We start from the raw sequence: 22,948 nt of genomic DNA, 5'->3' as shown, positions 1-22,948 counted from the left end.
CACATGGCCACCGAGGGCCAGCCACTAAGGTGGAAGCCTGCCCTCAATCACATGAAGGAGAGACATCGCATGGCTTACACCCTTACTCAGGCGCGAGTGCTGTTGACCGCCGCGGAACTCGCGGTCTTCGACCAGAGCCGGGCCGGCCCGGTCAAGGAACTGACCGCGGCGCGCCTGCGCGGCAAGGTGACACGCGCACGCGCGCTGCGCGACAAGTACCGCGACCTGTACCGGCGCCAGAGCGTCGCGACGCGCAAGGCCGCGGCAGGCAAGCGCGCGGCCGCCGGTGGCGACAACGAGCGCACGGCGAAGAAGGCGACGGTGTTCGAGGAGGTGCTGGACCGCTTCGAGGCGCGGCTTGCGCAGCTCGACGCGAAGGAAGCGAAGGAGAGCGGCGTTGCTCCGAAGGCGCGAGCGGTGAAGGCGGCGCCTGCGAAAACGAAGAACACCACGAAGGTGACCAAGGTGAACACGGTGACCAAGCCGGCGGCGCGCAAGACCGCCGCCAAGGCCGAGCCCGCACCGACCGCTGCCACGAAGAAAGCGCCGGCCAGGAAAAGCCGCAAGCCGGCTGCGAAGCCGATGAGCCTGAAGACCGCGGTCAAGCAGGCGCTGGAACTCAAGCACGCGGCCCTGGCGGCCGTGCCTGTGCAGGAGCATTCGTCGAAGGCTCCCGCCACGCTTTCGCCGTTGGGTGCTGCCGCGGCGGGCGCGCCGCTCGTCACGGCGCCGCTGGACATCAACCCGCGCGCGGCCCGGTTGAACCCGTTGAAGGAGCGCGCGGAGAACATCGCGCTGCATGCACACGCCGGTTCGCAGAACCGGCATGCGCAAGGAAAGCGCGACAGCCGCTGATCAGCCCGCCCGTGCCCGCCGTCAGCTCGAACGCTTCGCGCTTTCGGCGAGCAGGTGCTGCGCCACCTGCTGGACCTTGGGCTCCGGCGACGCCGACAGCTGCCGGGCGATGCGCTCGATGTGGACCGCAGGCGCCGAGTCGGCAATGCGTTCGAACCACTGCACCGCAGCGTCCACCTGCCCCTGCTCGAGCAGCATGCTCGCGTAGCTGAACTGCCCCCTGAAATCGCCGGCTTCGGCCGATTGCCGGTAGAGCGCGAAGGCGCGCACGGTGTCCTGCGCCACCACCAGCCCTTCTTCGAGGTAGCGCCCGACCATGTTCATCGAGCGTGCATGCCCGAGTTCGGCGGCCCGCCGGTACCAGTCGAAGGCCTGCGGCTGGTCGAGCGCCACGCCCCGACCCGTGGCCAGCATGTTGGCCAGGTTGTACATGCCCCAGTCGAGCCCGCCGTCGGCGGACTGGCGGTAGAGCCGCACGGCTTCGGCGTGGTTTTCCGCCGTGCCCCAGCCGTGCTCCAGGCAACGGCCGGCCATGTTCGCGGCCATGGCGTGCCCTTGCGCGGCTGCGCGCTGGAACCAGGCGAAGGCCGCGCTCGCGTTGCGCTCCATGCCTCGCCCGTCGAGCAGCCATTGGCCGAGCACGGCCTGTGCCTGTGCGTTGTTCTCGCGCGCGGCGGCGGTGATCCACGTCACGGCCGGGGCCGCGGGCCCGTTCAGGATGGCCTCCCATTGCGCGCGGCTCAGCGCGTCGAGATCGCTCGCGTTGGGAAAGATGCGTTGGGGGCCGGTGCTGCCTGCGGTCACGGTCTTGCTGTGTTCGTTGTGTGTGTGGGTGCGCCTTGCGGCGGCGAAAGTGCGAAGGAGCCCTGGAAGCGTCGGCTTCCAGGGCTCCGGTTCAGGCCGTCAGGTCAGAGTTCTTAGAACGCGAAGCTGCCCATCAGCGTCACGGAGCGGCCCGGCGCCATGTTGGCGTAGTGCGTCGAGTAGGCGGACGAGTAGTAGGTCTTGTCGGTCAGGTTCTGCACGTTGAGCTGCAGGCTGAAGCTCTTGTTGACGCGGTAGCCGACCATGGCGTCCACGCGGGTGTAGCCGGGCACGCTGCGCTTGATGAGCGTGGCGCCGCCGGTGCCTGCCGCGTAGGCGAAGCCCCCGTAGACCTCGCTCTGGTAGAAGGCGCCCAGGCCGAAGGTCCAGTCCTGCGTCGGCTTGTAGGTCGCCCAGATGCTGGCGCTGTGCTTGGGCGTGTTCGGGAAGGGCTGGCCCGTGGCCGCGTTGGGCACGTACACGGTGCGGTTGCTCGCATCGGTGGTGCTCGACAGGCCCATGTTCTTGCCCTTGCTGTCCAGCAGCGTGTAGCCGCCGAACACCTGCAGCTGGCGCGTGACGTTGCCCGAGAAACCGAGCTCGAAGCCGCGCACCTGCTTGTCGCCGGCCAGCGTGACGCTGCCGTCGGTCGGGTTGGTGATGCGGGCGTTGGTGGTGTCGATCTGGAACAGCGCGCCGGTCAGCGACAGCTTGCGGTCGAGCAGCTCCCACTTGGTGCCAAGCTCGACGCTGCGGTTCTTCTCGGGCTTCAGGTCGAGCGCCGTGTTGGCCACGCCGCCCACGGTGGCGCTCAGTGCCTGCGACTCCGAACCCTGGCCGAGCGAGTTGCCGCCCGGGGTGGACGAGGTGCCGATCGACGCGTAGATGCTGCCGTTGGGCGCCGGCTTGTAGACCACGCCGAGCTGGTAGTTGGCCAGGGTGTCGTTGCGCGAGAACTCGGGGCGGTTCAGGCTGGTGATCACCGGCAGGCTCAGGCCGCCCGTGGCCGTGGTGCTGGGGTAGGGGTTGGTCTGGCGGGTCTTGTAGTTGTCCAGGCGCAGGCCGCCGTTGACGAGCCACTGCGGCGTGAGCTCGACGGTGTCGAACGCGTACAGCGACGCCGTGTCGGTGCGGAAGCTGGTCGGGTTGTTGTTCGGCACGAAGGTGCCCAGCCACGGATCGTTCAGGTCGGGCGTGAACAGGCTGGTGCACACATAGCTCGAACGTGCCAGGCCGCCGGGGCATTTCTGCTGCGCGGCGTAGGCGCTGTTGAGCTGCGTGTAGCTGTCGTTGTCGGCCTTTTCGCGCGACAGCTCCAGGCCCAGCGCATAGCTGTGCTTGACGCTGCCGGTCTGGAACTTGCCGGTGAGCTCGGAGGCGTTGGCGAAGGTGTAGATGTCGCGCATGCTGCCGTTGAAGCGGCGCCACACCAGGCCGCGCGCCACGTTGCCCTGGCTGTCGTCGGGCTGGGTCCAGATGTAGTCCATGGTGGACTTGGTGAAGCGCGTGATGTTGCGGAACTTCATCTCGGGCGTGATGTCGTGCTCGACCTGCAGGGTCAGCGCGTCGGACTTGTCCTGGCGGAAATCACGGCGCTTGACGCCGTACCAGTTCTCGCGGTTGCCGCCGAAGGTGGGCTGCAGCTTCACTTCGCCGAAGCGCGGGAAGCTGGAGGGCAGCTCGTACGGCACGCCGCCGTCGGGCACGTCGTTGGTCTGCATGTGGAAGTACGAAAGCGTCACGCGCGTGGGCGTGTTCAGGCCCCACGTGACCGAAGGCGCGATGCCCCAGCGCTTGTTGCTCGGGCCGTAGCGGCCGGGAATGTCGGAGCCGAAGTCCATCACGTTGAGGCGGAACGCGCTGCTCTCGCCGAAGGTGCGGTTCAGGTCGATGGTCTCGCGGTGGTACTTGTCGCTGCCCAGGCCCACGGTGCCGGTGAAGAAGTTCTCGTTCTTCGGCGTCTTGCTGTACAGGTTGATGGTGCCGCCGGCGCCGCCGCGGCCGCCCGAGGTCGAGTCAGGGCCCTTGACGACTTCCACCGATTCCAGGTTGAACACTTCGCGCGTGCTCGGCGCGATGTCGCGCAGTCCGTCCACATAGGTGCTGGCTTGGCTGTCGTAGCCACGCAGGAAGGGCCGATCGCCCACCGGGTTGCCGCCTTCGCCGGCGCCGAAGGTGATGCCGGGCGTGGTGCGCAGCGCCTCGGTCAGCGAGGTCGCGTTGATCTGGGTCATCACTTCCTGGGGGATCACCGTGACCGACTTGGCGGTGTCCAGCAGCGGCGCCGTGGCCTTCGACGAGGACGACTGGTCGACCTTGTATTCGGAGCCGGCCTCGACGCGAACTTCGTTCAGCGTCTGGGCGTGAACGGCGCCGATGGAGCCGACGGCGACCAGCGTGGCGGTGGTGGCCGTGCGGCCGGAAAGGTAGCGCGCAGGCGAATGCATGCGACTTTTGATGTAAGTCATGTGAGCCCTCCAAGGGTGTTGTTGGGCCGCTCGGTAGCGATGCGCTCCCGCCCTCTGACAGTCGGGAGATCGCGGTTCAGATGAAGTCTGTACTCTTATGCGGCATGCGAATGCTAATGACTCGCAATACCATCACGACGCTTCTTTACCTTTCGTTTGCAAATACAAGCGAACTTTGTTGCATTGTTAAGACAGTGTTCAGGTTTCACCGCCAATGACCCGATGAACTCCTCGATATAGGGTTTACCCCTAGAATCGCGGCAATACTTTTATCCAGGAGTTAACAGATGGCCACCCTTTTGCTGAGCCTTGCCGCCGTTGCCGCGGTCGTGGTGTCGGGTTTCATGACCGCCAGGAAGCTCGACGAGCTTCAGTAAGCGCAAGCCCGAGGGCTGGGCAGCGTCAGGCGCCAGCCCCTTTTTTTAGCTCTTAGCTCTCAGCTCTCGGCGCCGCAACGCGCATGCGGTGCCCGCGCGCGCTGGCATTGACCGCGCTGGTCTTGCCGCTCGATGGCGCGCATGCACCGTCCGCCCAGCGCCTCGAAGCGTCGCTCGCCGGTGCGGCGCACGGCAGTTCCGTCTTCCAGCCCATAACGCACGCCCGCAAAGATGGGCCTGAAGTGCGTCGTTCCGCTGGAGCTGGTCAGGTAGGTCGTGTATTCGACGACCGTCTCGCTGCGCCCCTGGGCGTCGAGCACGTCGAAACGGTCGGTGGCGAATGTGGCTTCTTCAAGGTGTGGCATGGCGTGGTGATCAGGGTTTTCACCAGTACGACCAAAGTTCACATCTGGATTCAGCCCTTTTTCACCCGCCACGCAGTCAATGAGGCCCGGCCGGCCTCTTTCGCTTACTTGTTGGGCGCGGCCGCGGGCCCGGCCGGCAGCGGCGCCAGGCCGTCGCTCTTCACATACGTCAACGACGTGACATAGCTCACGGACTCGAACTTCTCGACGCCTTCCGCCCCCTGGCGCTCACCGGGCGCACGCTCGTTCACGCTGACTTCTGCCACGTAGGTGCCCTGCCAGGGCATGTCGAACTTCACGACACCCTGCTCGTCGGTGTGCCCCTCCTTGCTCCAACCCGACTGGGTGACCAGCGCCACCTTGGTCTTGGCCTTGGGCTCGCCCTTGAAGAACAGCTTGAACTCGCCCGGCTGGCCCGAGGGCACCAGGTCGAGCGCCAGCTTGGGTTGCTGCGCGGCCAGGCTGGTGACCAGGCGCGCGGCCGGGTAGTAGCGGTTGCGCGTTTCGGTGTCGCCCTGCTTGCGGGTGTACAGCGGGTAGCCGGCGTCTTCGGCCACGATGCTGTCGCCCGCCGCCGCGCCGAAGGGCAAGGCGAAGCCGGTGGCGGTCTTTTGCGGCGCGGCGGCCTGGTCGCCCTTGGCGGACAGCAGCGTGGCCGTGGGCTTGCCGAACTTGTCGAGCAGGCCGGGCGAGGCCTCGCGCAGGTTGTCGCCGAATTCGCCGAAGCGGACGATGGCGGTTTTTTGCCCGGCGGGCTGCTCGATCCAGATCTGGTGCGCCTGCGCGGCGTTGGCAAGGCCCAGCAGGGCAAGGGCGGCGCTGGCGATGGAAGACGTTCGGGTCATGCGGATTCTCTTGTGTCGGAAGGGTTTCAGAAGTCGATCGAGGCCGAGAGCATCAGCGTGCGCGGCGCGCCCACGGTGACGTAGGTGCTGGTCACCCAGTAGTTCTTGTCGAACACGTTCTCCAGGTTGGCGCGGAAGGTCACGGCCTTGTTCGCCACCTTGGTGGCATAGCGCGCGCCGATGTCCAGGCGCGTCCACGAAGGCACGCTCAGGCGGTTGGCGGCGTCGGCGTACACCGACGAGGTGTTGATCACGCGGCCGTTCAGGCTCAGGCCCGGCACCCAGGGCGTGTCCCAGTCGAGCCCGAGGTTGAAGGTGCGCTTGGGCACGCCGGTGGCGTCGTTGCCCTGGTTCACGCCGCCGGCGGTACGGGTGAGCGTGGCGTCGTTGAAGGCGGCGCTGGCCATCAGGCGCAAGCCCTTGTGGATTTCGCCGTAGGCCGTCAGCTCCAGCCCGCGGTTGCGCTGCTCGCCGCCGAAGCTGTAGACCAGCGTGGCCGGGTCGGTGAGGCTGTTGGGCCGGGTGATCTGGTACACGGCGGCCTGCGTGGTGAGCTGGCCCCAGTCGACCTTCACGCCTGCTTCGTACTGCTTCGACTTCTGCGGCGCGAAGGTTTCGCCGACGTTGGCCGTGCCCGGGCCGGCCGTGCCGCCGCGCGTGAGGCCGGCGGTGTAGTTGCCGTACAGCGAGACGTTGTTCGCCACCTTGAACACCACGCCCGCCAGCGGCGTGACGGCGCTGGCCTTGTAGCGGCTGGTCGATGCGCCGGTGGTCTGCGAGAACGCCTCCTGCTCCATGGTCTGGTCGCGCAGGCCCAGCGTGACCAGCAGCCGGTCGTTGGCGAAGGACAGCGTGTCGGCCAGCACCACGCTGGTCTGCCTGAGCTCGCCGGCCTTGGTCGCGGGCGTGCGAAGCGCCGTCACCGCCGGCAGCGGCGCAGGGTTGTACAGGCTGGACGGGTTGGTGCGCGGCGAGGTCGCGTAGAAGAAGCCCGTCTCCTGGCTCAGCAGGTTCACGCCCAGCGCCAGCGTGTGGCCCACGCTGCCGGTCTTGAAGCGGGTGCGCAGGCCGGCGTCTGCAGCGGTGGTCTTGCCGTAGTAGTCGTAGTAGGCGTTCGACACGTTGAAGTTGCCCAGCGAGTTCGGCCGGCCGCTCGGGAAGGTCTGCTGGTAGTCCTGGTCGGTGTAGCCCACGCTGCCGTAGGCCATGGTGGTGTCGCTGATGTCGTACTCGACGCGCGAGATGGTCGTCTTGACGTTGTCCTTCAGCTGCGTGCCCGGATAGAAGTTCAGCCGTGCCGACGGCGGCTCCGGAATTTCCGTGATGCCGGCGGCAAAGCTGGTCTGCGGACGGAACTCGCGCGTGTCGCCCTTGCTGGCGAAAGCGTCCAGCGACCAGCGCAGGCGCGTGCCGAGGTAGTCGAGCCCCAGAGTGGCCAGGCCGAGCTTCTGCTTGCCGTTGTCGATGTTGCCTTCGCCGTTGCGCAGCACGCCGTTCACGCGCACGCCCCACTCGTTCTCCTTGCCGAAGCGCCGGCCCACGTCGAGGTGCGTGCCGAACTGGGCGCGGCTCATGTAGGTGGTGGTCAGGCGCGTGAGCGGCACGTCGGCCGCGCGCTTGGTCACCACGTTGATGCTGCCGCCCACGCTGCCCGTGGGACCGACGCCGTTGGCCAGCGCGCCCGGGCCCTTGAGCACTTCGACGCGCTCGATCATCTCCAGCGGAATCCGCGTGGTGGGCGACAGGCCGAACAGGCCGTTCATGCCGATGTCGGAGTTGGGCACGGTGAAGCCGCGAATCTGGAAGTCGTCGCCGAAGCCGCCGCGCGAGGTCAGCGGGCGCACCGACGCGTCGTTCATCACCACGTCGGCCACGCTCAGCGCCTGCTGGTTGTCGATGAGCTCGGAGGTGTAGTTGGTCGTGCTGAAGGGCACGTTCATCAGGTCGGTGATGCCCAGGATGCCCAGGCTGCCGCCGCGCGCGAACTGCCCGCCCGAATACGTCTTCTGCAACCCGCCGATGGCTTCGGCCTGGTCGGACACGGTGACTTCCTGCAGCTGGCCTGGCGCGGAGGCGGTTTGCGCAGCCGCACCGGCGGCGGCGAGGACGAGCGAGGCGCCCAGGCATTGGCGCGCGAGGCGTGCGAGCGGGGTGGGCGTGAAACGGAATTCTGCGCGGGACGAAGAGGCAGTCGACGAAGGCATGGGTGGGGAAAATCGAACAGGAAAAGGCAAACAAAACCCGGCTGAGCGAGGTGAGCCGGGTGAGAAAAACGGAGTGCGGCGGCCGGAAAGCGCACCGTGTTCGGCGCGCATTCCCCATGGCGCCCACTCCGGACGAGAATGTTAATAACAAGCATTCTCATCATAATTGTTGCCTAACTGTGTCGTGCCAATGCCCCTTCGACACGGCCTTGCTTCCGCCCTTTTTCTGGCCCTACTTCATCAGCCGCTGCGAACCCATCGCCAACGCACCCAGCACCCCGACCACGGCGATGACCGCGAAGTAATCCAGGCACGCAAGCAGCGTCGCGTTCTGCCCCAACACCTGCGCCAGCGACGCCGCGGCCATCGCGTCCGACTGAGGACCTGCGCCGCGCGATGCCAGCAACTGGCTCAGGTCGTGCAGCGTTTGCGTGTACACCGAATCCCCCGTCGCGAAGCGGTTGTTGAGCACGCTGTAGTGCGCCGTGCTGCGCCACTGCAGCAGCAAGGTGGCGGCCGCGGTGCCCAGCGCCGTGCCGAACTGCGCGGTCATGTTCTTCAGTTGCTGCGCGTGCGAGAGCACCGACTCGTCCTGCTGCACATCGCGAAAGGCATGCATCGCCGTGGTCGCCATCACGAAGATCAGGAAGACGCCGTTGCAGGCCAGCGCGGGCAGCACGCTGGCCCACAGCGACACGTCCGCGTCGATGCGCGAGAGCTGCACGCCGAACATCGCCAGCGCCACGAAACCCGACACCAGGAACTTCTTCGCGCCCGGCCAGCGCGGCATGGCCCACGACATCAGCATCCACGCCGCCAGCGCCGACGACAGGCCCAGCGACTGGACCTGCCCCACCGTTTCCCATGAATAGCCGAGCGTGCGCTGCATCAGCACCGGCAGCATGAAGTTGTTGGCACCCAACAGCACGTAGCACAGCGTGAACACCGCCACGCCGCCGATGTAGCGCGGATGCCGAAGCGCCTTCAGCGCGAGCAGCGGCCGCTCATGCCGGCGCAGCGATCTGAAGAAGTAATACAGCGCGAGCGCGCCGCAGCCGAGCCCGGCGGTGAGCATCGTCGCGTCGCTGAAAAAGTCGTACTGGCTGCGCTGCAGCACATAAAGCAGCAGAAAGCTGCCGCTGGCCAGGCCCATGAACACCAGGGGATGGCTCTGGCTGCGCAACTGCGCCGGCACCAGTTCGGTGGGCAGGCACAGCGCCGCCAGCACCGCCGCGACCAGGGCCGCGACGATCAACATCGCGAAGATGCCGTGCCAATGGCCGTGCGACACCGCGAACGACGCCAGCGCCGGCGCAAACGCAATGCCGGCGGCAAGCCCCGTCGCGAAGTAGCGGATGCCAGTGAAGCGCTTCGGGCCCGGCGCAATCAGGTTCACCAGCACGCGGCCCGTCGTCATGAAGGCAGCACCGCCCAGCCCCATCACGGCGCGCCCGGCCAGGAACTGCGGGTACGAGCCGCTGGTGCCGCAGATGGCGCCGCCCAGCACGAACAGCCCCAGCGACAGCAGCACGAAGTTGCGCCAGCCCAGGCGCTCCACCAGCCAGCGCTGTTTGGAAATGGTCGACACCGCCACGCACGCATAGACCACCGTGGCCAGGCTGAACTCCTCGGGAGACGCGCCGATTTCTCCCATGATCGGGCCCGCGCCGAAAGCGATCATTCCGGTCTGCAGGAACTCCAGGAAGGTCAGCAGGAAGATGATGAGCAGCAGCGCCGGGTCGGGCGATGCGGGTTTTGCGGGTGGCGAATGGGGCGAGTTCATGGCGGTCTCCGTGCTGTAGCAGGACTCTATGGCCGCACCAATCGATTGATAAGATGGCCGAATCGCCAAGGACTGGTGCTCCACTGCACCAATCAGCCCCATGCACGACCTCAACGATCTCTACTTCTTCGCCTCCGTGGTCCAGAACAACGGCTTCACCGCGGCGGCGCGCGCCACCGGCGTCGAAAAGACCCGGCTGAGCCGGCGCGTGGCCGAGCTGGAGCAGCGCGTGGGGCTGCGGCTGCTGCAGCGCTCCACCCGTTCCATTGCGCTGACCGAGGCGGGCGAGCGCTTCTACGCGCGCTGCCTCGCGGCGGTCGAAAGCGCGGAGGCCGCCTACGACAGCGTCGCCGAACTGCAGAAGGAGCCCTCGGGCACCGTGCGCCTGTCGTGCCCCGTGGTGATGGCGCAGAGCTACCTCGCGCCCGTGCTGCCGGGCTACCTGGCGCGCCACCCCAAGGTGAAGGTGCTGGTGGAAGCGACCGACCGCACGGTCAACCTGATCGAGGAGCGCTTCGACCTCGCGCTGCGCGGCCGCCCGCGCAACGATCCCGAGCCGGGCATGGTCGCGCAGTCGCTGGGCACGGCGCGGCTCATCCTGGTCGCAAGCCCCGCCTTCGTGGCCGCGCATGGCCGGCCGCAGCAACTGGCCGCGCTGGGCGACATCGACGTGATCAGCCACGTGCACGACATGCATGACCGGCAGGACGGCAGCGCGCACTGGCATCTGAAGCGCCGCGCGGGGCAGGCGGACACCGCCAAGGTGCACCCTCGTTTGGTGACCAGCGATTTCAGCGTGCTGTTCGAGGCCGCGGTGCACGGCATCGGCGTTGCCTTCCTGCCCGAACCCGTCGTCGCGGCCGCGCTGCACGACGGGCGGCTCGAGCAGGTGCTGCCCGACTGGGCGGCCGAGGGGCACATGCTGCACCTGGTGTATCCGCCGCCCAGGGGCATGCTGCCGGCTGTGCGCAGCCTGATCGACTACCTGGTGGTGCAGTTGCCGCCGCGCATCCACGCCGGGTCATTGCCCGGATGAAGCACTTAAGTGCTGAAAGACGAGAGGGTCGCGCTCTTCAGCGCCGTGGCCGGCCGAACACCGTCACCACGTAATCGTCGAGGTCGAAGCCCTTCTCTATCGCGATGGCCGCAAGGCGCTCCTCGATGCGCGGATCGAAGAATTCGTGCACCGCGCCGTCCACCAGCGAGACCAGGTGGCCGTGGTGCTGTTCGCCGTCGTTGAGCTCGTACACCGCCCTGCCCGCGCCGAGCTGGCTCTTCTTCAGCAGCCCCGCTTGCTCGAACTGCGCCAGCACGCGGTAGACGGTGGCCAGCCCCATGTCGAGGTCCAGCGTCAGCAGTTGCCGGTACACGTCTTCGGCCGAGAGGTGGCGCCGGTCGCTGTGCTCGAACAGCTCCAGCACCTTCATCCGCGGAAGCGTGGCCTTCAGGCCCGTGTGCTTGAGTTTGTCGGCGTGCTCCATGCGTCGGGGAGGCGGAAGAAAAAAGAGGGACGAGAGAAAGCCGGGGGAGGCTCGTGGAAAAAATGCATGGCTGGCCGGAGAACCGATGGCTAGCAAAAAACGACCTTGGAGACGTTTGAAGGTCTCGGGTCGCCCCACGATGAAATCGATGAAAGGAGCAAGGAAAACCGCTGCGCCTTTCGATGAGCGAATCTTACATCAAATGAGATTGCTTCTCATTTGTCGAAGAGAAACCATCAACTTCGCAGGCCCTTTCATTCGGCAACGGCCTCCACTGGGCGACTCGCCCCGGCGGCTTCGACCCGGTCCAGGCAACTGCAGTTGCCGACCTGCTCCCATTGCGCGATCAACGCGGCAGCGTGTTCCTGGGCGAGTGCGTCGGCCTCAGCGGAATTCGCGGACAGTTTTTCAGACATGTTCATCAACTTATCGAGTGGAAAAAGGCGAAGCGAACTCACCGCGGCGCGAGCAGCTTGCCGCTCGCAAAAAGCCGCAACGTGCGAAACAGCAGCACCGCGATCAGGCCGCTCAGGAACGCGAGCAACGCCACCGCCAGCGCAGTCACCACGGCGCTCCCGGCGTGTTCCGCATAGCGCAGCGCGGCATTGGCGAGCGCCGCAATCGGAAAGCTCAGCGCCCACCACCCGGCCGCGAAGGGCACGCTGCGCTTGAACACCTTGAAGACCAGCGCCAGGAACACGAAGAGCCCGAAGTAGAAAAGCATCGCCGCGAAGGCGTCGACGCGCTGGAAGAAGCTCGTGTACGCGAGAAAGCCGACTTCGAACGGCGCCATCAAGATCATCAGCGACGGCACCATCTCGTTCGCGAGCTTTTCGTGGTGATGGATGAGGCGCGACACGATCATCGTGAAGAACACCAGCGCCACCATCGTGCCCACCGCCATCGAGAACAGGTTGAGCTCCCGGGCCCAGGCCATCGGCATGGTGCTGCCGGCCACCGTGATGTCCAGCGTGGCCACGCCCGGAATGAGCCACGCCGGCACCGCATGGCCCGCATCGACCTTGCCGCGCAACAGGCGGCTGACGATCGTGAATGCCAGCGCAATCGTCGCCGCCGCGCCCACGCTCCAGAGCAGCTCCGACGCCCGCGCGCTCACCGGCGCCACCACCGACGACACCAGCAGCGTCGCGATGGTCGCGGTGCCGAAGAAGTTGCCTGCAACGGGGTGCATGAACTCGTTGCGCACCGCCTGCGGGCAGCGCACCGCCTTCGCGGCATAGGCCACGCACAGCAACGCGAAGAGCGCCACGGCAACGCAGCCGATCGCGGCGTCGATGAGCGGGCTCGCGCCGAACTGGTGGCTGGCTTGCCGCCACGCCGTGGCCAGGCCCGAGATGCCCATGACCGAAGCGAACAGGTTGACGGGAAGGTACTGGATGGATGCCTGCCGCGGGTGGCCCGCCGGGCTCGGCGTTTGCGTGGTGTTGATACGTGCTCCTGGTTGGAGGAAAAGCTCCGCCAACGCGCTGCGAATGCAGCGCTCTCGTCATTGGAGAAATTCCGTCGTTGCGCCGCTCTTTTCGTTAGCGGGAGCGACGTTCAAAGTCTAGGTTCGGGGGCGCGTTCAGCCGCCTGCAAAGCGGTGGCGTTTGCGCCAATCAGCACCGCTATCAGGCCAGTTCCAGCGCCGCATCATGTGCCTGCGCCGCAGGCTGCGCTCCCTTGAAACGCGCCCGGTACTCCCGCGGACTCGTGTCGAGCCGCTTCGCGAAGATGGTCCGCATGTGGCTCGCGCTGTGAAAGCCGCAGCGAAACGCCACCGTCTTCAACGGCAGGTCGGTTTCTTCCAGCAGCTTGCGGCAGAACTCCAGTCGCACCTGGTCCACGAAGGCCGAAGGCGTCATGTTGGCGTGCTTGGCGAACACGCGTGAAAAGGTGCGACGGCTCACGCCCACGGCGTCGGCCAGCTGGTCGATGGAGAGCTGCTCGTCGATGTGGTCCGTCACGTGGCGCAGCACCTTGGCCACGATGGTCTCTTCCTTCGGGCCCACCGCCAGGTAGGGGCTGTATTGCGACTGCCCGCCGTCGCGGCGGATGTACACGATCAACCGCTTCGCGATGCGCAGCGCCATCTCGTGGCCCCAGTCTTCGGTCACCAGCGCCAGGCACAGGTCCATGCCGGCGGCGACACCGGCCGAGGTGAAGAGCTTGCCGTCGCGCACGAAGATCTTGTCGGGCCGCACGCGTGCCCGCGGAAACTGCGCGACCAGCCGGTCCACGTCGTGCCAATGCGCGGTTACCTCCTTGCCGTTCAGCAAGCCCGCATGGCCGAGGGTGAACGCGCCGTTGCACACGGAGCCGAAGCGCTGCGAGAGCATCGCCTTCGCGCCCAGCCATTCCAGAAAGCGGGGCGCGTAGGCCTGCACCTCCGGCAGCCTGGGGCCACCTGCCACCAGCAACAGGTCGGGCTGGCCGTCGTAGTGCAGGTAGTCGGTGTCGACCTTGAGCTCCATGCCGTTGGCACAGCGCACGTTGCCGGCGTGCAGGCCGACGAGCGTGATCTCGTACTGCTGGTGCGGCGCCAGGTAGTTGTTGGCCTCGGCGAACACGTCCATCGGGCCTGCGATGTCCAGTGCCTGCACCCCGTCGAACACGACGATCACGAGCTTCATGTTTCCAGCTTTTTTCGTTGCGGCGAAGACCGTGCTTGAGGATTGATTGGAGCGGCCGGCCATTCTAGGACTGGCCGTTTTCGTCGCCCGTGACCTGTTGTCTTCACACGCCGCGGTGGCCTGAAACAGCTGCAACCTGGCCGCGAATGCACCATCCCGGCTGCGCGCGCAGCGTCGCGCAGGCAGAAACTTGCGCGGCCGTGCAGCGCACCCGCTGCACACTCCATCGCATGCCGCACGACGCCACCCTTTCGAACACCACCCAGGGTGGCTTGCCCGACCTTCTCGCCCCCGGCCTGGAGGTCGTGTTCTGCGGCATCAACCCCGGCCAGCGCGCCGCGGCTTCGGGCCACCATTTCGATGGGCGGGGCAATCGCTTCTGGCGGGTGCTGCACCTGGCAGGCTTCACTGCTCAACTGATGACACCCGAGCAGGGCAGTCTTCTGCTGGCCCAGGGATGCGGGCTGACGACCGTGGTCGCTCGCGGCACCGCGCGCGCAAGCGAAGTGGCACCGCACGAATTCGCCGCAGCAGCCAGCGAGTTCATTCAAAAGATGATGGCGTTCAAACCGCGCCGCCTCGCCTTCCTCGGCAAGGCGGCCTACGCGGGCATGACGGGCCACAAGCAGGTCACCTGGGGCCTGCAGCAAGAACGCTTCGCGGGCATCGAGACGTGGATCCTGCCCAATCCGAGCGGACTCAACCGCTCGTTTTCACTCGACGAACTGGTCAGCGCCTACCGCGCGCTGCACGACGCCATCGGGTCGCCCCACCCTTGAAGGCTCCGGGCTCGTTCAGAGCTTTGCGTCGGACAGCGCCAATGCGTCCACGCCCTTGTCCGTGAGCCGGAAGAACGACTTGTCCAGCGACTCGGTGAGCATGCCGGCCGCCATCAGCTCCCGGATGCCGTCACGGCAGGCCACCACGCTCCTGTGGAGTTGCAGCGCGTTGGCCGACCGTTCTTCGTGGGGCCAGTACTCCTGCCGGAAATAGGCGAGAACCCGCTCGGCTTCCAAAGTCAGCATGTTCTTTTCCGCACTGAAATCGTTGCAATGAAACGATCGTGCGCCGCCGCGCCGGATCGCCGAGTAGGAGAACAGGCATAGATGGCCCATCGCCACCGCAGTGCCTGCTTCCGGCGCCTGAAGAATCGCCTTGCCGCCCTACCCCAGCGCGTCGTTCACCTGCTCGCGAAACTCGCTCAGGCTCACCGCCGCGCCAATCTCGCGCGGCAGCGCGTCGCGCACCGAGAACACGCCCAATATCTTCGTTCCCGCCGTGAGCGGCAAATGCCTGAAGCCCCGCTCCAGCATCAGCGCCACCGCGTCGGACACCAGCGTTTCGGGCGGCACGCAGATCGGGTTGGGCGTCATCACTTCGCTCACCGGCGTGCGGTCGGGGTCCAGGCCCCGCGCCAGCACGCGGGTCATGAGGTCGCGCTCGGTCAGGATGCCCAGCAGCGTGTCGGGCAGCTCCATGACCAGCACGCTGCCGCAGTTGGCGCGCGTCATCACGCAGGCGGCGTCGCGCACGCTGGCCTGCGGGCCCAGGCTGACCACGTGGGCCCGCGAGACGGACTGGAATACGGTGCGCTCGGCCATGGTGCGCCCTCCGGAAAGTAGCGTGAATGGTGCCGCCGCCCGGCGTTCAGCGCAAGGCGGTGTTGAGCCGCTCGAGCGCCTTCGCGCCCGGGCAGAGCTGGCCGGCGTCGAGCGCGTTGAGCGGCTTGTCGCAGGTGTTCAGCGCGGTGTGCAGGTCGGTGGCCAGCGGGTCGACGTAGAGCAGGCCCGTCACCACCTCGCCCATTTCGTGGTGGCGCTGCATGTAGGCCATGGCGGCGTAGCGGTCGCCGGGGTTGTAGTCGGGGTGCAGGCTGCGCAGGCGCAGCAGCGTGCCGTCGTGCTGGCGCACGTCCATCACCTCGCCCGGCTCGATGTCCACCGCGATCTCGTCGCGCCCGCCGATGAAGTCGATGCGGCTCACCGCCTCGTTGTGCTCGCGGATGTAGTCGTAGCTCTTGGTGCTGCCGGGGTGGTTGTTGAAGGCCACGCAAGGGCTGATCACGTCGATGAAGGCCGCCCCGCCGTGGCTGATGGCGCCCTTGATGAGCGGCACCAGCTGCGCCTTGTTGCCCGAGAAGCCCCGGCCCACGTAGCTCGCGCCCAGCTGCAGCGCCATGGCCACCAGGTCGACCGGGCTGTCGGTGTTGACCACGCCCTTCTTGCTCTTGGAGCCCTGGTCGGCCGTGGCCGAGAACTGGCCCTTGGTGAGGCCGTACACCCCGTTGTTCTCCACGATGTACGCCATGCGCACGCCGCGGCGCATGGCGTGCGCGAACTGGCCCAGGCCGATGGAGGCCGAGTCGCCGTCGCCCGACACGCCCAGGTACAGCAGGTCGCGGTTGGCCAGGTTGGCGCCCGTGAGCACGCTGGGCATGCGGCCGTGCACGGTGTTGAAGCCGTGCGACGCACCCAGGAAGTAGTCGGGCGTCTTCGAGCTGCAGCCGATGCCCGACAGCTTGGCCACGCGGTGCGGCTCGATGTCCAGCTCCCAGCAGGCCTCGATGATGGCCGCGGAAATGGAGTCGTGTCCGCAGCCGGCGCACAGCGTGGAAATCTTGCCTTCGTAGTCGCGCCGCGTGTAGCCGACCTTGTTGGTGCTCAGCGTCGGGTGGCGCAGGCGCGGCTTGGCGAGGTAGGTCATGCGGGCTCCTTCGCATCGGCATGCGCCTGGGGGCTGGACTGCAGGTTTGCGCTGATCGCCTGCACGATGAAGCGCGCCGTGATGGGGGTGCCGTCGAAGTGCAGCACCCGCACCAGCCGCGCCGGGTCCACGTCCAGTTCATTGACCAGCAGGCTGCGCATCTGCGCGTCGCGGTTCTGCTCGACCACGAACACCTTGTCGTGCGCCGCCAGGAACTGCGCCACGCTCCTGGGGAACGGAAAGGCGCGCAGCCGCAGCGCGTCGAGGTGGATGCCGCGTGCTTCCAGCGCCTGCAGCGCCTCGTGCATCGACGGGCTGGTCGAGCCGAAATAGATCACGCCCAGCGTGGTCTTCCCCGGTGCGGGCCGCAGCACCGGTTGCGGCACCAGCGTGGCGGCGGTCTCGAACTTTTTCAGCAGCCGTTCCATGTTGTAGATGTAGTCGGGCCCGCGCTCCGAATACCGGGCGTAGGCGTCGCGCGTGGTGCCGCGCGTGAAGTAGCTGCCCTTGCTCGGGTGCGTGCCCGGCAGCGTGCGCCAGGGAATTCCGTCGCCGTCCACGTCCTTGTAGCGGCCGAAGTCGCGGCCCGCCTCCAGCTCGTCGGCGCTCATGACCTTGCCGCGGTCGTAGGCCTTGCTGTCGTCCCATTCGAAGGGCTCGCACAGGCGCTGGTTCATGCCGATGTCCAGGTCGGTCATCAGGAAGACGGGCGTCTGCAGCCGGTCGGCCAGGTCCAGCGACGCGGCCGCGTGCTCGAAGCATTCGTGCGGGTCCTGCGGAAACAGCAGCACGTGCTTGGTGTCGCCATGCGAGGCATACGCGCACGCCAGGATGTCAGCCTGCTGCGTGCGCGTCGGCATGCCGGTGGAAGGCCCGCCGCGCTGCACGTTGATCAGCGTGATGGGAATCTCCGCGAAGTAGGCCAGCCCGATGAACTCCGCCATCAGCGAAATGCCCGGCCCCGACGTGGCGGTGAAAGCGCGCGCGCCGTTCCAGCCCGCGCCCACCACCATGCCGATGGAGGCGAGCTCGTCTTCGGCCTGCACGATGGCAAAGCGGTGCTGGCCCGTGGCCGGGTCCACGCGGAACTGGGTGCAGTACTTCTGGAAGGCCTCGGCCACCGAGGACGACGGCGTGATCGGATACCACGCCGCCACCGTGGCGCCGCCATACACGCAGCCCAGCGCCGCGGCGCTGTTGCCGTCCACGAAGATGCGCTCGCCCACGCGGTCGGCGCGCCGCACCCGCAGCCCCACGGGCTCGCGCAGGTTCTCGCGCGCGAAGTCGCAGCCCAGGTGCAGCGCGCGCACGTTGGAGGCCAGCAGCTTTTCCTTGCCCTTGTACTGCTCGCCGAACAGCTTCTCGACCACCTCCGGCTCGATGCCCAGCAGGATGGCCAGCGCCCCCACGTACACGATGTTCTTGAAAAGCTGGCGCTGTCGCGGGTCCTGGTAGACGGCGTTGCAGATCTCGGTGAGCGGCATGCCGATCACGCGGATGTCGTCGCGAAACTTCGACGGCGGCAGCGGCCGCGTGCTGTCGTAGAACAGGTAGCCGCCGGGCTCCAGCTCGGCCACGTCGGCGTCCCAGGTCTGCGGGTTCATCGCCACCATCATGTCGGTGCCGCCGCGCCGGCCCAGGTGGCCCTCTTCGGTCACGCGCACCTCGTACCAGGTCGGCAAGCCCTGGATGTTGCTGGGGAAGATGTTGCGCGGGCTCACCGGCACGCCCATGCGCAGGATGGCCTTGGCGAACAGCTCGTTGGCCGAGGCCGAGCCCGAGCCGTTGACGTTGGCGAACTTGATGACGAAGTCGTTGACGGCTTCGATCTGCGGGACGTTCATGCGGCCATCTCCGTGCTTGTATGGCTCCCTCTCCCCTTGGGGAGAGGGCGGGGGTGAGGGCCGACGGCGGTGGCAGAGGCGGCGCGATTGCACAGGCCCCTGCCCTCACCCCAACCCTCTCCCCGAGGGGAGAGGGGGCAAGACGGGGACCTCATGCCGCCACTCCCTGCTCCGCGCCCGCGGGCGTCATCTTCAGCAGGAACTTCTGCATGTCCCACGCCCCCGTCGGGCAACGCTCGGCGCACAGGCCGCAGTGCAGGCACACGTCTTCGTCCTTCACCATCACGCGGCCCGTCTTGAGCCCGCCCGACACGTACAGCTCCTGCGTCAGGTTCAAGGCCGGTGCCTTCAGGCGCGGCCGCAACTCGGCCTCGTCGGCGTTCTCGATGAAGTTGATGCAGTCCATCGGGCAGATGTCCACGCAGGCATCGCATTCGATGCAGGCGGTCTCGACGAACACCGTCTGCACGTCGCAGTTCAGGCAGCGCTCGGCCTCCTTGAAGGCGGTGGCGGCGTCGAAGCCCAGCTCCACCTCCACGCGAATGCTCGCCAGCGCCGTCTCGGCCTTGGCCCACGGCACCTTGTAGCGCAGGTCGTTCGAGGTGTCGTTGTCGTAGCTCCACTCGTGGATGCCCATCTTCTGCGACACCAGGTTGGTCATGGGCGGCGGGCGAACGGCCACCGGCTCGTCGCGCAGCAGCTTGTCGATGGACACCGCGGCCTCGTGGCCGTGCGCCACCGCCGTGATGATGTTCTTCGGGCCGAAGGCCGCGTCGCCGCCGAAGAACACGCGCGGCACCGTCGACTGGAAGGTGGTCGCGTCCACCGTCGGCAGGCCCGACTTGTCGAAGCCGATGCCGCAATCGCGCTCGATCCACGGAAACGCGTTTTCCTGGCCCACCGCCACCAGCACCTCGTCGCATTCGAAGTACGCCTCGGGCTCGCCGGTGGGCACCAGCGTGCGGCGGCCACGGTCGTCGAACTCGGCGCGCACCCGCTCGAAGCGCATGCCCACGAGCTTGCCGCCTTCGTGCACGAAAGCCTTGGGCACGTGGAAGTCGATGATCGGAATGCCCTCGTGCTGCGCGTCTTCCTTCTCCCAGGGCGAGGCCTTCATTTCGGCGAAGCCGCTGCGCACGATGACCTTCACGTCGGTGCCGCCAAGGCGGCGCGCGGAGCGGCAGCAGTCCATGGCCGTGTTGCCGCCGCCCAGCACGATCACGCGCCGGCCGATGCTGCTCACGTGGCCGAAGGACACCGAGTTGAGCCAGTCGATGCCGATGTGGATCTGCGCCGCCGCTTCATGGCGGCCCTCGATGTCCAGGTCGCGCCCGCGCGGCGCGCCGCAGCCGACGAAGATCGCGTCCCAGTCCTGCGCCATCAGCGCCTTCATCGAGTCGATGCGCTCGCCGCCGCGAAACTCCACGCCCAGGTCGAGCACGTAGCCGGTCTCCTCGTCGATCACCGATTCGGGCAACCTGAAGCGCGGTATCTGCGTGCGAATGAAGCCGCCGGCCTTGGCCTCGGCGTCGAACACCGTCACCTCGTAGCCCAGCGGCGCCAGGTCGCGCGCGACCGTGAGCGACGCGGGGCCCGCGCCCACGCAGGCCACGCGCTTGCCGTTGCGCGCCTCGGGCCTGGGCATGCGGGCGTGCACGTCGTCCTTCATGTCGGCGGCCACGCGCTTGAGCCTGCAGATGGCCACCGGCTCGGGCACGCCGGTGTTGCCCTCTTCCACCCGCCCGCGCCGGCAGGCCGGCTCGCAAGGCCTGTCGCAGGTGCGCCCGAGGATGCCGGGGAACACGTTGGAGGCCCAGTTGATCATGTAGGCGTCGCTGTAGCGGCGCTGCGCGATCATGCGGATGTACTCGGGAACGGGGGTGTGCGCCGGGCAGGCGTACTGACAATCGACGACCTTGTGGAAATAGGTCGGGTTGGCGATATTGGTTCGCTGCAACGCGTGTCTCCTGGCTGTCGCCTGGAACCCGAAAGGGGCGCGGCGAGTGGCTGTCGGGCCAGTATGCGGCGCTGCCGGGCGTGCGGGCTTGGTGGAATCCCGCAGCTTTCGCATGCTGCGCTGCAGCGCAAAAGAGTCCCCGAGCCAGTGCGTTCGCCCGACTTCGTGCAGCATGGCGAGCCGCGACAACCATGGCTCGCACGCTCCACCGCATCGACTGAAAGCCCTCATGCGACACACCCTCACCCCCGACCTCACCCCCGACCTTGGCGCCCGCTTCGCCGACATCGCGCTCGGCCACGTCACCCGCGAGTACCCCAACAAGCCCGACCACGTGCTGGCCGGCCCCACCGACGCGCGGACGCCCAGCGAGCTGCACCCTGTGTTCTACGGCAGCTACGACTGGCACTCGTGCGTGCACGGCTACTGGATGCTGGCCTACCTGCTGCGCCGCTTTCCGGGCATGGCACCCGCCGCGCGCATCGAGCGCCTGTTCGACACGCATTTCGTGCACGACAAGGTCACGGCCGAATGCGCCTACCTGGCGCAGCCCACGGCGCGTGGTTTCAAGCGCCCCTACGGCTGGGGCTGGCTGCTGAAGCTGGCTTCCGAACTGGCGCAGCACCCCGACGCGCGCGGGGCCAACACGCTGGCGCCGCTGGCCGAAGTCTTCGCGCAGCGCTACCGCGACTTCCTGCCGCTGTCGGTCTACCCCGTGCGCGTGGGAACGCACTTCAACACCGCCTTCGGCCTGCGCATGGCCGCCGACTATGCGCAAGCGAGCTCGGACGACGCGCTGTCGGAGCTGCTCGCAAGTACCGCCCGCCGCTGGTACGGCAGCGACACCGATTGCCCGGCCTGGGGCGAGCCGAGCGGCGACGATTTTCTGTCGTCCGCGCTCATCGAGGCCGAGTGCATGCGCCGCCTGCTGCCGGCCGCCGAGTACGCGCCCTGGCTCGACCGCTTCCTGCCCCGCATCGCCGCGCACGAGCCCGCCACCTTGTTCCGCCCGGCGACGGTGTCCGACCGCACCGACGGCAAGATCGCGCACCTCGACGGCCTGAACCTCAGCCGCGCCTGGTGCTGGCGCGGCATTGCCTCGGCACTGCCCGAAGGCGACGCACGACACGCGGTCGCGCAGCAGGCGGCCGACGAGCACCTCGTGCACGGGCTGCCCCACGTGGCGGGCGACTACATGGGCGAACACTGGCTGGCCAGCTTCGCGGTGCTGGCGCTGGAGGCCTGAGCTTCAGACTCGAACGTCAGCCCTGGCGGGCCGCCAACGGGTGCGCCGGCCGCGCCAGCCCCAGGTGCTCGCGCAGCGTGCGGCCGGTGTACTCGGTGCGAAACAGCCCGCGTCGCTGCAGCTCGGGAATGACCAGCTGCGCGAAGTCTTTCAGGCCGTGCGGCAGCGTCGGCGCCAGCACGTTGAAGCCGTCGGCCGCGCCAGTGGTGAACCAGTGCTCGAGCTGGTCGGCGATGGTCTCGGGCGTGCCGACCAGCGTCCAATGGCCGCGCGCGCCGGCCACCTTTTCATAGAGCTGGCGAATCGACAGGTTGTCGCGCCGCGCCATCTCGCTGAACAGCACCTGCCGGCTCTTCCAGCCTTCGGTCACGGGCAGGTCCTGCGGGAACGGGTCGTCTACCGAGTAACCCGACAGGTCGACGTTGCCCAGGAAGGTCGACAGCAGCCCCACGCCCAGCACGGGGTCGATCAACCCCTGCAGCTGCTCGAACTTTTCCTGCGCCTCCTGCTGGCTGCGCCCGACGAAGGGCGAGATCCCGGGCAGCACCTTCACCTGGTCGGGCGTGCGGCCGTAGGCGGCCAGGCGGCCCTTCAGCGCGTTGTAGAAAGCGCGCGCATCTTCGGGCGTCTGCTGCGCGGTGAACACCACCTCGGCGGTGGCGGCGGCCAGGTCTTGCCCGTCGCCCGAGGAGCCCGCCTGCACCAGCACCGGGTAGCCCTGCGGCGCGCGCGGCGTCTGCAGGCCGCCGTGCACGGTGAAGTGCTCGCCCTCGTGCGCCACGCGGTGCAGCTTGCGCGGGTCGAAGAAGCGGTTGGCCGCCTTGTCGTGCACGAAGGCATCGTCCTCCCAGGTGTCCCACAGGCCTTTGACGACCTTCACGTACTCGTGGGCGCGCGCATAGCGGTGCGCATGCGCGAGCTGCTGCGGCAGGCCGAAGCTGCGCGCCTCGAAGTCGCTGCCCGAGGTCACCAGGTTCCAGCCGCTGCGCCCGCCGCTCACCTGGTCGAGCGAGGCGTACTTGCGCGCCAGGTGGTAAGGCGGCAGGTAGGTGGCCGACACCGTGGCCACCAGCCCGATGTGCGTGGTCGATTGCGACAGCGCCGCCAGCGTGATGAGCGGATCGAGCGGATACCACAGCGCGTTCTTCGCGACCACCTCGTCGGGCGGGCCGGGCAGGCCGACGTTGTCGGCGAAGAACACGGCGTCGAACTTGGCGGCCTCGGCAATACGCGTCCACTCTTTCAGCGCCTCGATGCTGCTGGCCGCGCCCGCGTCCACGTCGGGGTGCCGCCACGCGGCCAGGTGGTGGCCGACGCCGAAGAAGAAGGCGCCGAGGTGCATTTGCCGTGGGGAAGCGGTCATGGTGTCAGAAGGGATCTTGA

At 67.5% G+C, this 22,948-nt stretch carries 20 protein-coding genes; 4 read left to right on the top strand and 16 right to left on the bottom strand.

The genetic code is table 11. From position 1 onward, the window contains the following. The first annotated feature begins 3 nt into the window (after positions 1 to 3). Entirely contained in the window at positions 4 to 855 is an 852-nt protein-coding gene (locus AB6807_RS20180) for a hypothetical protein (protein WP_371085954.1), read from the top strand. A gap of 21 nt (positions 856 to 876) precedes the next feature. Here the strand turns inward: AB6807_RS20180 and AB6807_RS20175 are convergent, their stop codons facing one another. From AB6807_RS20175 to AB6807_RS20150, 6 genes are all read right to left on the bottom strand, one after another. After that, on the bottom strand, positions 877 to 1,659 hold the full coding sequence (locus AB6807_RS20175) for a tetratricopeptide repeat protein (RefSeq protein ID WP_371085953.1): 783 nt from the start codon (positions 1,657 to 1,659) through the stop codon (positions 877 to 879). Between the two features lie 113 nt (positions 1,660 to 1,772). Then, positions 1,773 to 4,127 (bottom strand): TonB-dependent receptor, encoded by a 2,355-nt coding sequence (locus AB6807_RS20170; protein ID WP_371085952.1) that lies wholly within the window; start codon positions 4,125 to 4,127, stop codon positions 1,773 to 1,775. Between the two features lie 436 nt (positions 4,128 to 4,563). Next, the gene (locus AB6807_RS20165) at positions 4,564 to 4,869 is read right to left on the bottom strand and encodes a hypothetical protein (protein WP_371085951.1); all 306 of its coding nucleotides are present in this window, start codon (positions 4,867 to 4,869) and stop codon (positions 4,564 to 4,566) included. Positions 4,870 to 4,973: 104 nt separating this feature from the next. Further along, complete coding sequence (locus tag AB6807_RS20160; RefSeq protein ID WP_371085950.1) at positions 4,974 to 5,714, bottom strand: cobalt ABC transporter substrate-binding protein; 741 nt, start codon at positions 5,712 to 5,714, stop codon at positions 4,974 to 4,976. Between the two features lie 26 nt (positions 5,715 to 5,740). Further along, complete coding sequence (locus AB6807_RS20155) at positions 5,741 to 7,918, bottom strand: TonB-dependent receptor (RefSeq protein ID WP_371085949.1); 2,178 nt, start codon at positions 7,916 to 7,918, stop codon at positions 5,741 to 5,743. A gap of 232 nt (positions 7,919 to 8,150) precedes the next feature. Then, positions 8,151 to 9,701 (bottom strand): MFS transporter, encoded by a 1,551-nt coding sequence (locus AB6807_RS20150; protein ID WP_286515590.1) that lies wholly within the window; start codon positions 9,699 to 9,701, stop codon positions 8,151 to 8,153. A gap of 100 nt (positions 9,702 to 9,801) precedes the next feature. Between AB6807_RS20150 and AB6807_RS20145 the strand changes: the two genes are divergently transcribed. After that, positions 9,802 to 10,737 carry a LysR substrate-binding domain-containing protein gene (locus AB6807_RS20145; protein WP_371085948.1) on the top strand — a complete coding sequence of 312 codons (936 nt, stop codon included), beginning with the start codon at positions 9,802 to 9,804 and terminating at the stop codon, positions 10,735 to 10,737. Between the two features lie 37 nt (positions 10,738 to 10,774). Here AB6807_RS20145 and AB6807_RS20140 read toward each other — a convergent pair whose 3' ends face one another. The 4 genes from AB6807_RS20140 to AB6807_RS20125 all read right to left on the bottom strand — a co-directional run bounded on the left by AB6807_RS20140 (position 10,775) and on the right by AB6807_RS20125 (position 13,815). Beyond that, positions 10,775 to 11,182: a transcriptional repressor gene (locus tag AB6807_RS20140; RefSeq protein WP_116913639.1), complete on the bottom strand. Its 408-nt coding sequence runs from the start codon at positions 11,180 to 11,182 to the stop codon at positions 10,775 to 10,777. 254 nt (positions 11,183 to 11,436) lie between these two features. Beyond that, positions 11,437 to 11,598, bottom strand: a complete 162-nt coding sequence (locus AB6807_RS20135) for a hypothetical protein (RefSeq protein ID WP_371085947.1) — start codon at positions 11,596 to 11,598, stop codon at positions 11,437 to 11,439. A gap of 38 nt (positions 11,599 to 11,636) precedes the next feature. After that, positions 11,637 to 12,632, bottom strand: a complete 996-nt coding sequence (locus tag AB6807_RS20130; RefSeq protein WP_371086166.1) for an SLAC1 anion channel family protein — start codon at positions 12,630 to 12,632, stop codon at positions 11,637 to 11,639. 181 nt (positions 12,633 to 12,813) lie between these two features. Further along, complete coding sequence (locus AB6807_RS20125) at positions 12,814 to 13,815, bottom strand: GlxA family transcriptional regulator (protein ID WP_371085946.1); 1,002 nt, start codon at positions 13,813 to 13,815, stop codon at positions 12,814 to 12,816. A 230-nt stretch (positions 13,816 to 14,045) separates the two neighbouring features. Here AB6807_RS20125 and mug point away from each other — a divergent pair, with 230 nt between their 5' ends. Next, positions 14,046 to 14,594: a G/U mismatch-specific DNA glycosylase gene (mug, locus tag AB6807_RS20120; protein WP_371085945.1), complete on the top strand. Its 549-nt coding sequence runs from the start codon at positions 14,046 to 14,048 to the stop codon at positions 14,592 to 14,594. Positions 14,595 to 14,609: 15 nt separating this feature from the next. Here the strand turns inward: mug and AB6807_RS20115 are convergent, their stop codons facing one another. The 5 genes from AB6807_RS20115 to AB6807_RS20095 form a co-directional block, all read right to left on the bottom strand. Then, positions 14,610 to 14,936, bottom strand: a complete 327-nt coding sequence (locus AB6807_RS20115; protein ID WP_371085944.1) for a hypothetical protein — start codon at positions 14,934 to 14,936, stop codon at positions 14,610 to 14,612. A 42-nt stretch (positions 14,937 to 14,978) separates the two neighbouring features. Beyond that, positions 14,979 to 15,416 (bottom strand): CBS domain-containing protein, encoded by a 438-nt coding sequence (locus tag AB6807_RS20110; protein WP_116913635.1) that lies wholly within the window; start codon positions 15,414 to 15,416, stop codon positions 14,979 to 14,981. A 46-nt stretch (positions 15,417 to 15,462) separates the two neighbouring features. Next, a complete protein-coding gene (locus AB6807_RS20105; protein WP_371085943.1) occupies positions 15,463 to 16,518 on the bottom strand; it encodes a 2-oxoacid:ferredoxin oxidoreductase subunit beta in 1,056 nt (351 codons plus the stop codon). Continuing rightward, complete coding sequence (locus tag AB6807_RS20100) at positions 16,515 to 18,362, bottom strand: 2-oxoacid:acceptor oxidoreductase subunit alpha (RefSeq protein ID WP_371085942.1); 1,848 nt, start codon at positions 18,360 to 18,362, stop codon at positions 16,515 to 16,517. Before AB6807_RS20100 ends, AB6807_RS20105 begins: the two co-directional genes overlap by 4 nt. A 151-nt stretch (positions 18,363 to 18,513) precedes the next feature. After that, a complete protein-coding gene (locus AB6807_RS20095) occupies positions 18,514 to 20,319 on the bottom strand; it encodes an FAD-dependent oxidoreductase (protein ID WP_371085941.1) in 1,806 nt (601 codons plus the stop codon). 229 nt (positions 20,320 to 20,548) lie between these two features. On the opposite strand from AB6807_RS20095, the gene AB6807_RS20090 reads away from it, so the two are divergent. Continuing rightward, positions 20,549 to 21,565 (top strand): DUF2891 domain-containing protein, encoded by a 1,017-nt coding sequence (locus tag AB6807_RS20090; RefSeq protein ID WP_371085940.1) that lies wholly within the window; start codon positions 20,549 to 20,551, stop codon positions 21,563 to 21,565. A gap of 16 nt (positions 21,566 to 21,581) precedes the next feature. On the opposite strand, the gene AB6807_RS20085 is transcribed toward AB6807_RS20090, so the two are convergent. Beyond that, complete coding sequence (locus AB6807_RS20085) at positions 21,582 to 22,928, bottom strand: LLM class flavin-dependent oxidoreductase (protein ID WP_371085939.1); 1,347 nt, start codon at positions 22,926 to 22,928, stop codon at positions 21,582 to 21,584. Positions 22,929 to 22,948: the final 20 nt, after the last annotated feature.

This window comes from Variovorax sp. RCC_210 (assembly GCF_041355175.1).
GTDB lineage: Bacteria > Pseudomonadota > Gammaproteobacteria > Burkholderiales > Burkholderiaceae_C > Variovorax.
This window is presented reverse-complemented; position numbering and strand designations above follow the sequence as displayed.

Coding starts and splice junctions, on each gene's coding strand:
- AB6807_RS20180 (WP_371085954.1), top strand. CDS start 4: ATGGCCACCGAGGGCCAGCCACTAAGGTGGAAGCCTGCCCTCAATCAC.
- AB6807_RS20100 (WP_371085942.1), bottom strand. CDS start 18,362: ATGAACGTCCCGCAGATCGAAGCCGTCAACGACTTCGTCATCAAGTTC.
- AB6807_RS20110 (WP_116913635.1), bottom strand. CDS start 15,416: ATGGCCGAGCGCACCGTATTCCAGTCCGTCTCGCGGGCCCACGTGGTC.
- AB6807_RS20105 (WP_371085943.1), bottom strand. CDS start 16,518: ATGACCTACCTCGCCAAGCCGCGCCTGCGCCACCCGACGCTGAGCACC.
- AB6807_RS20135 (WP_371085947.1), bottom strand. CDS start 11,598: ATGTCTGAAAAACTGTCCGCGAATTCCGCTGAGGCCGACGCACTCGCC.
- AB6807_RS20160 (WP_371085950.1), bottom strand. CDS start 5,714: ATGACCCGAACGTCTTCCATCGCCAGCGCCGCCCTTGCCCTGCTGGGC.
- AB6807_RS20090 (WP_371085940.1), top strand. CDS start 20,549: ATGCGACACACCCTCACCCCCGACCTCACCCCCGACCTTGGCGCCCGC.
- AB6807_RS20085 (WP_371085939.1), bottom strand. CDS start 22,928: ATGACCGCTTCCCCACGGCAAATGCACCTCGGCGCCTTCTTCTTCGGC.
- mug (WP_371085945.1), top strand. CDS start 14,046: ATGCCGCACGACGCCACCCTTTCGAACACCACCCAGGGTGGCTTGCCC.
- AB6807_RS20155 (WP_371085949.1), bottom strand. CDS start 7,918: ATGCCTTCGTCGACTGCCTCTTCGTCCCGCGCAGAATTCCGTTTCACG.
- AB6807_RS20150 (WP_286515590.1), bottom strand. CDS start 9,701: ATGAACTCGCCCCATTCGCCACCCGCAAAACCCGCATCGCCCGACCCG.
- AB6807_RS20125 (WP_371085946.1), bottom strand. CDS start 13,815: ATGAAGCTCGTGATCGTCGTGTTCGACGGGGTGCAGGCACTGGACATC.
- AB6807_RS20140 (WP_116913639.1), bottom strand. CDS start 11,182: ATGGAGCACGCCGACAAACTCAAGCACACGGGCCTGAAGGCCACGCTT.
- AB6807_RS20145 (WP_371085948.1), top strand. CDS start 9,802: ATGCACGACCTCAACGATCTCTACTTCTTCGCCTCCGTGGTCCAGAAC.
- AB6807_RS20165 (WP_371085951.1), bottom strand. CDS start 4,869: ATGCCACACCTTGAAGAAGCCACATTCGCCACCGACCGTTTCGACGTG.
- AB6807_RS20170 (WP_371085952.1), bottom strand. CDS start 4,127: ATGACTTACATCAAAAGTCGCATGCATTCGCCTGCGCGCTACCTTTCC.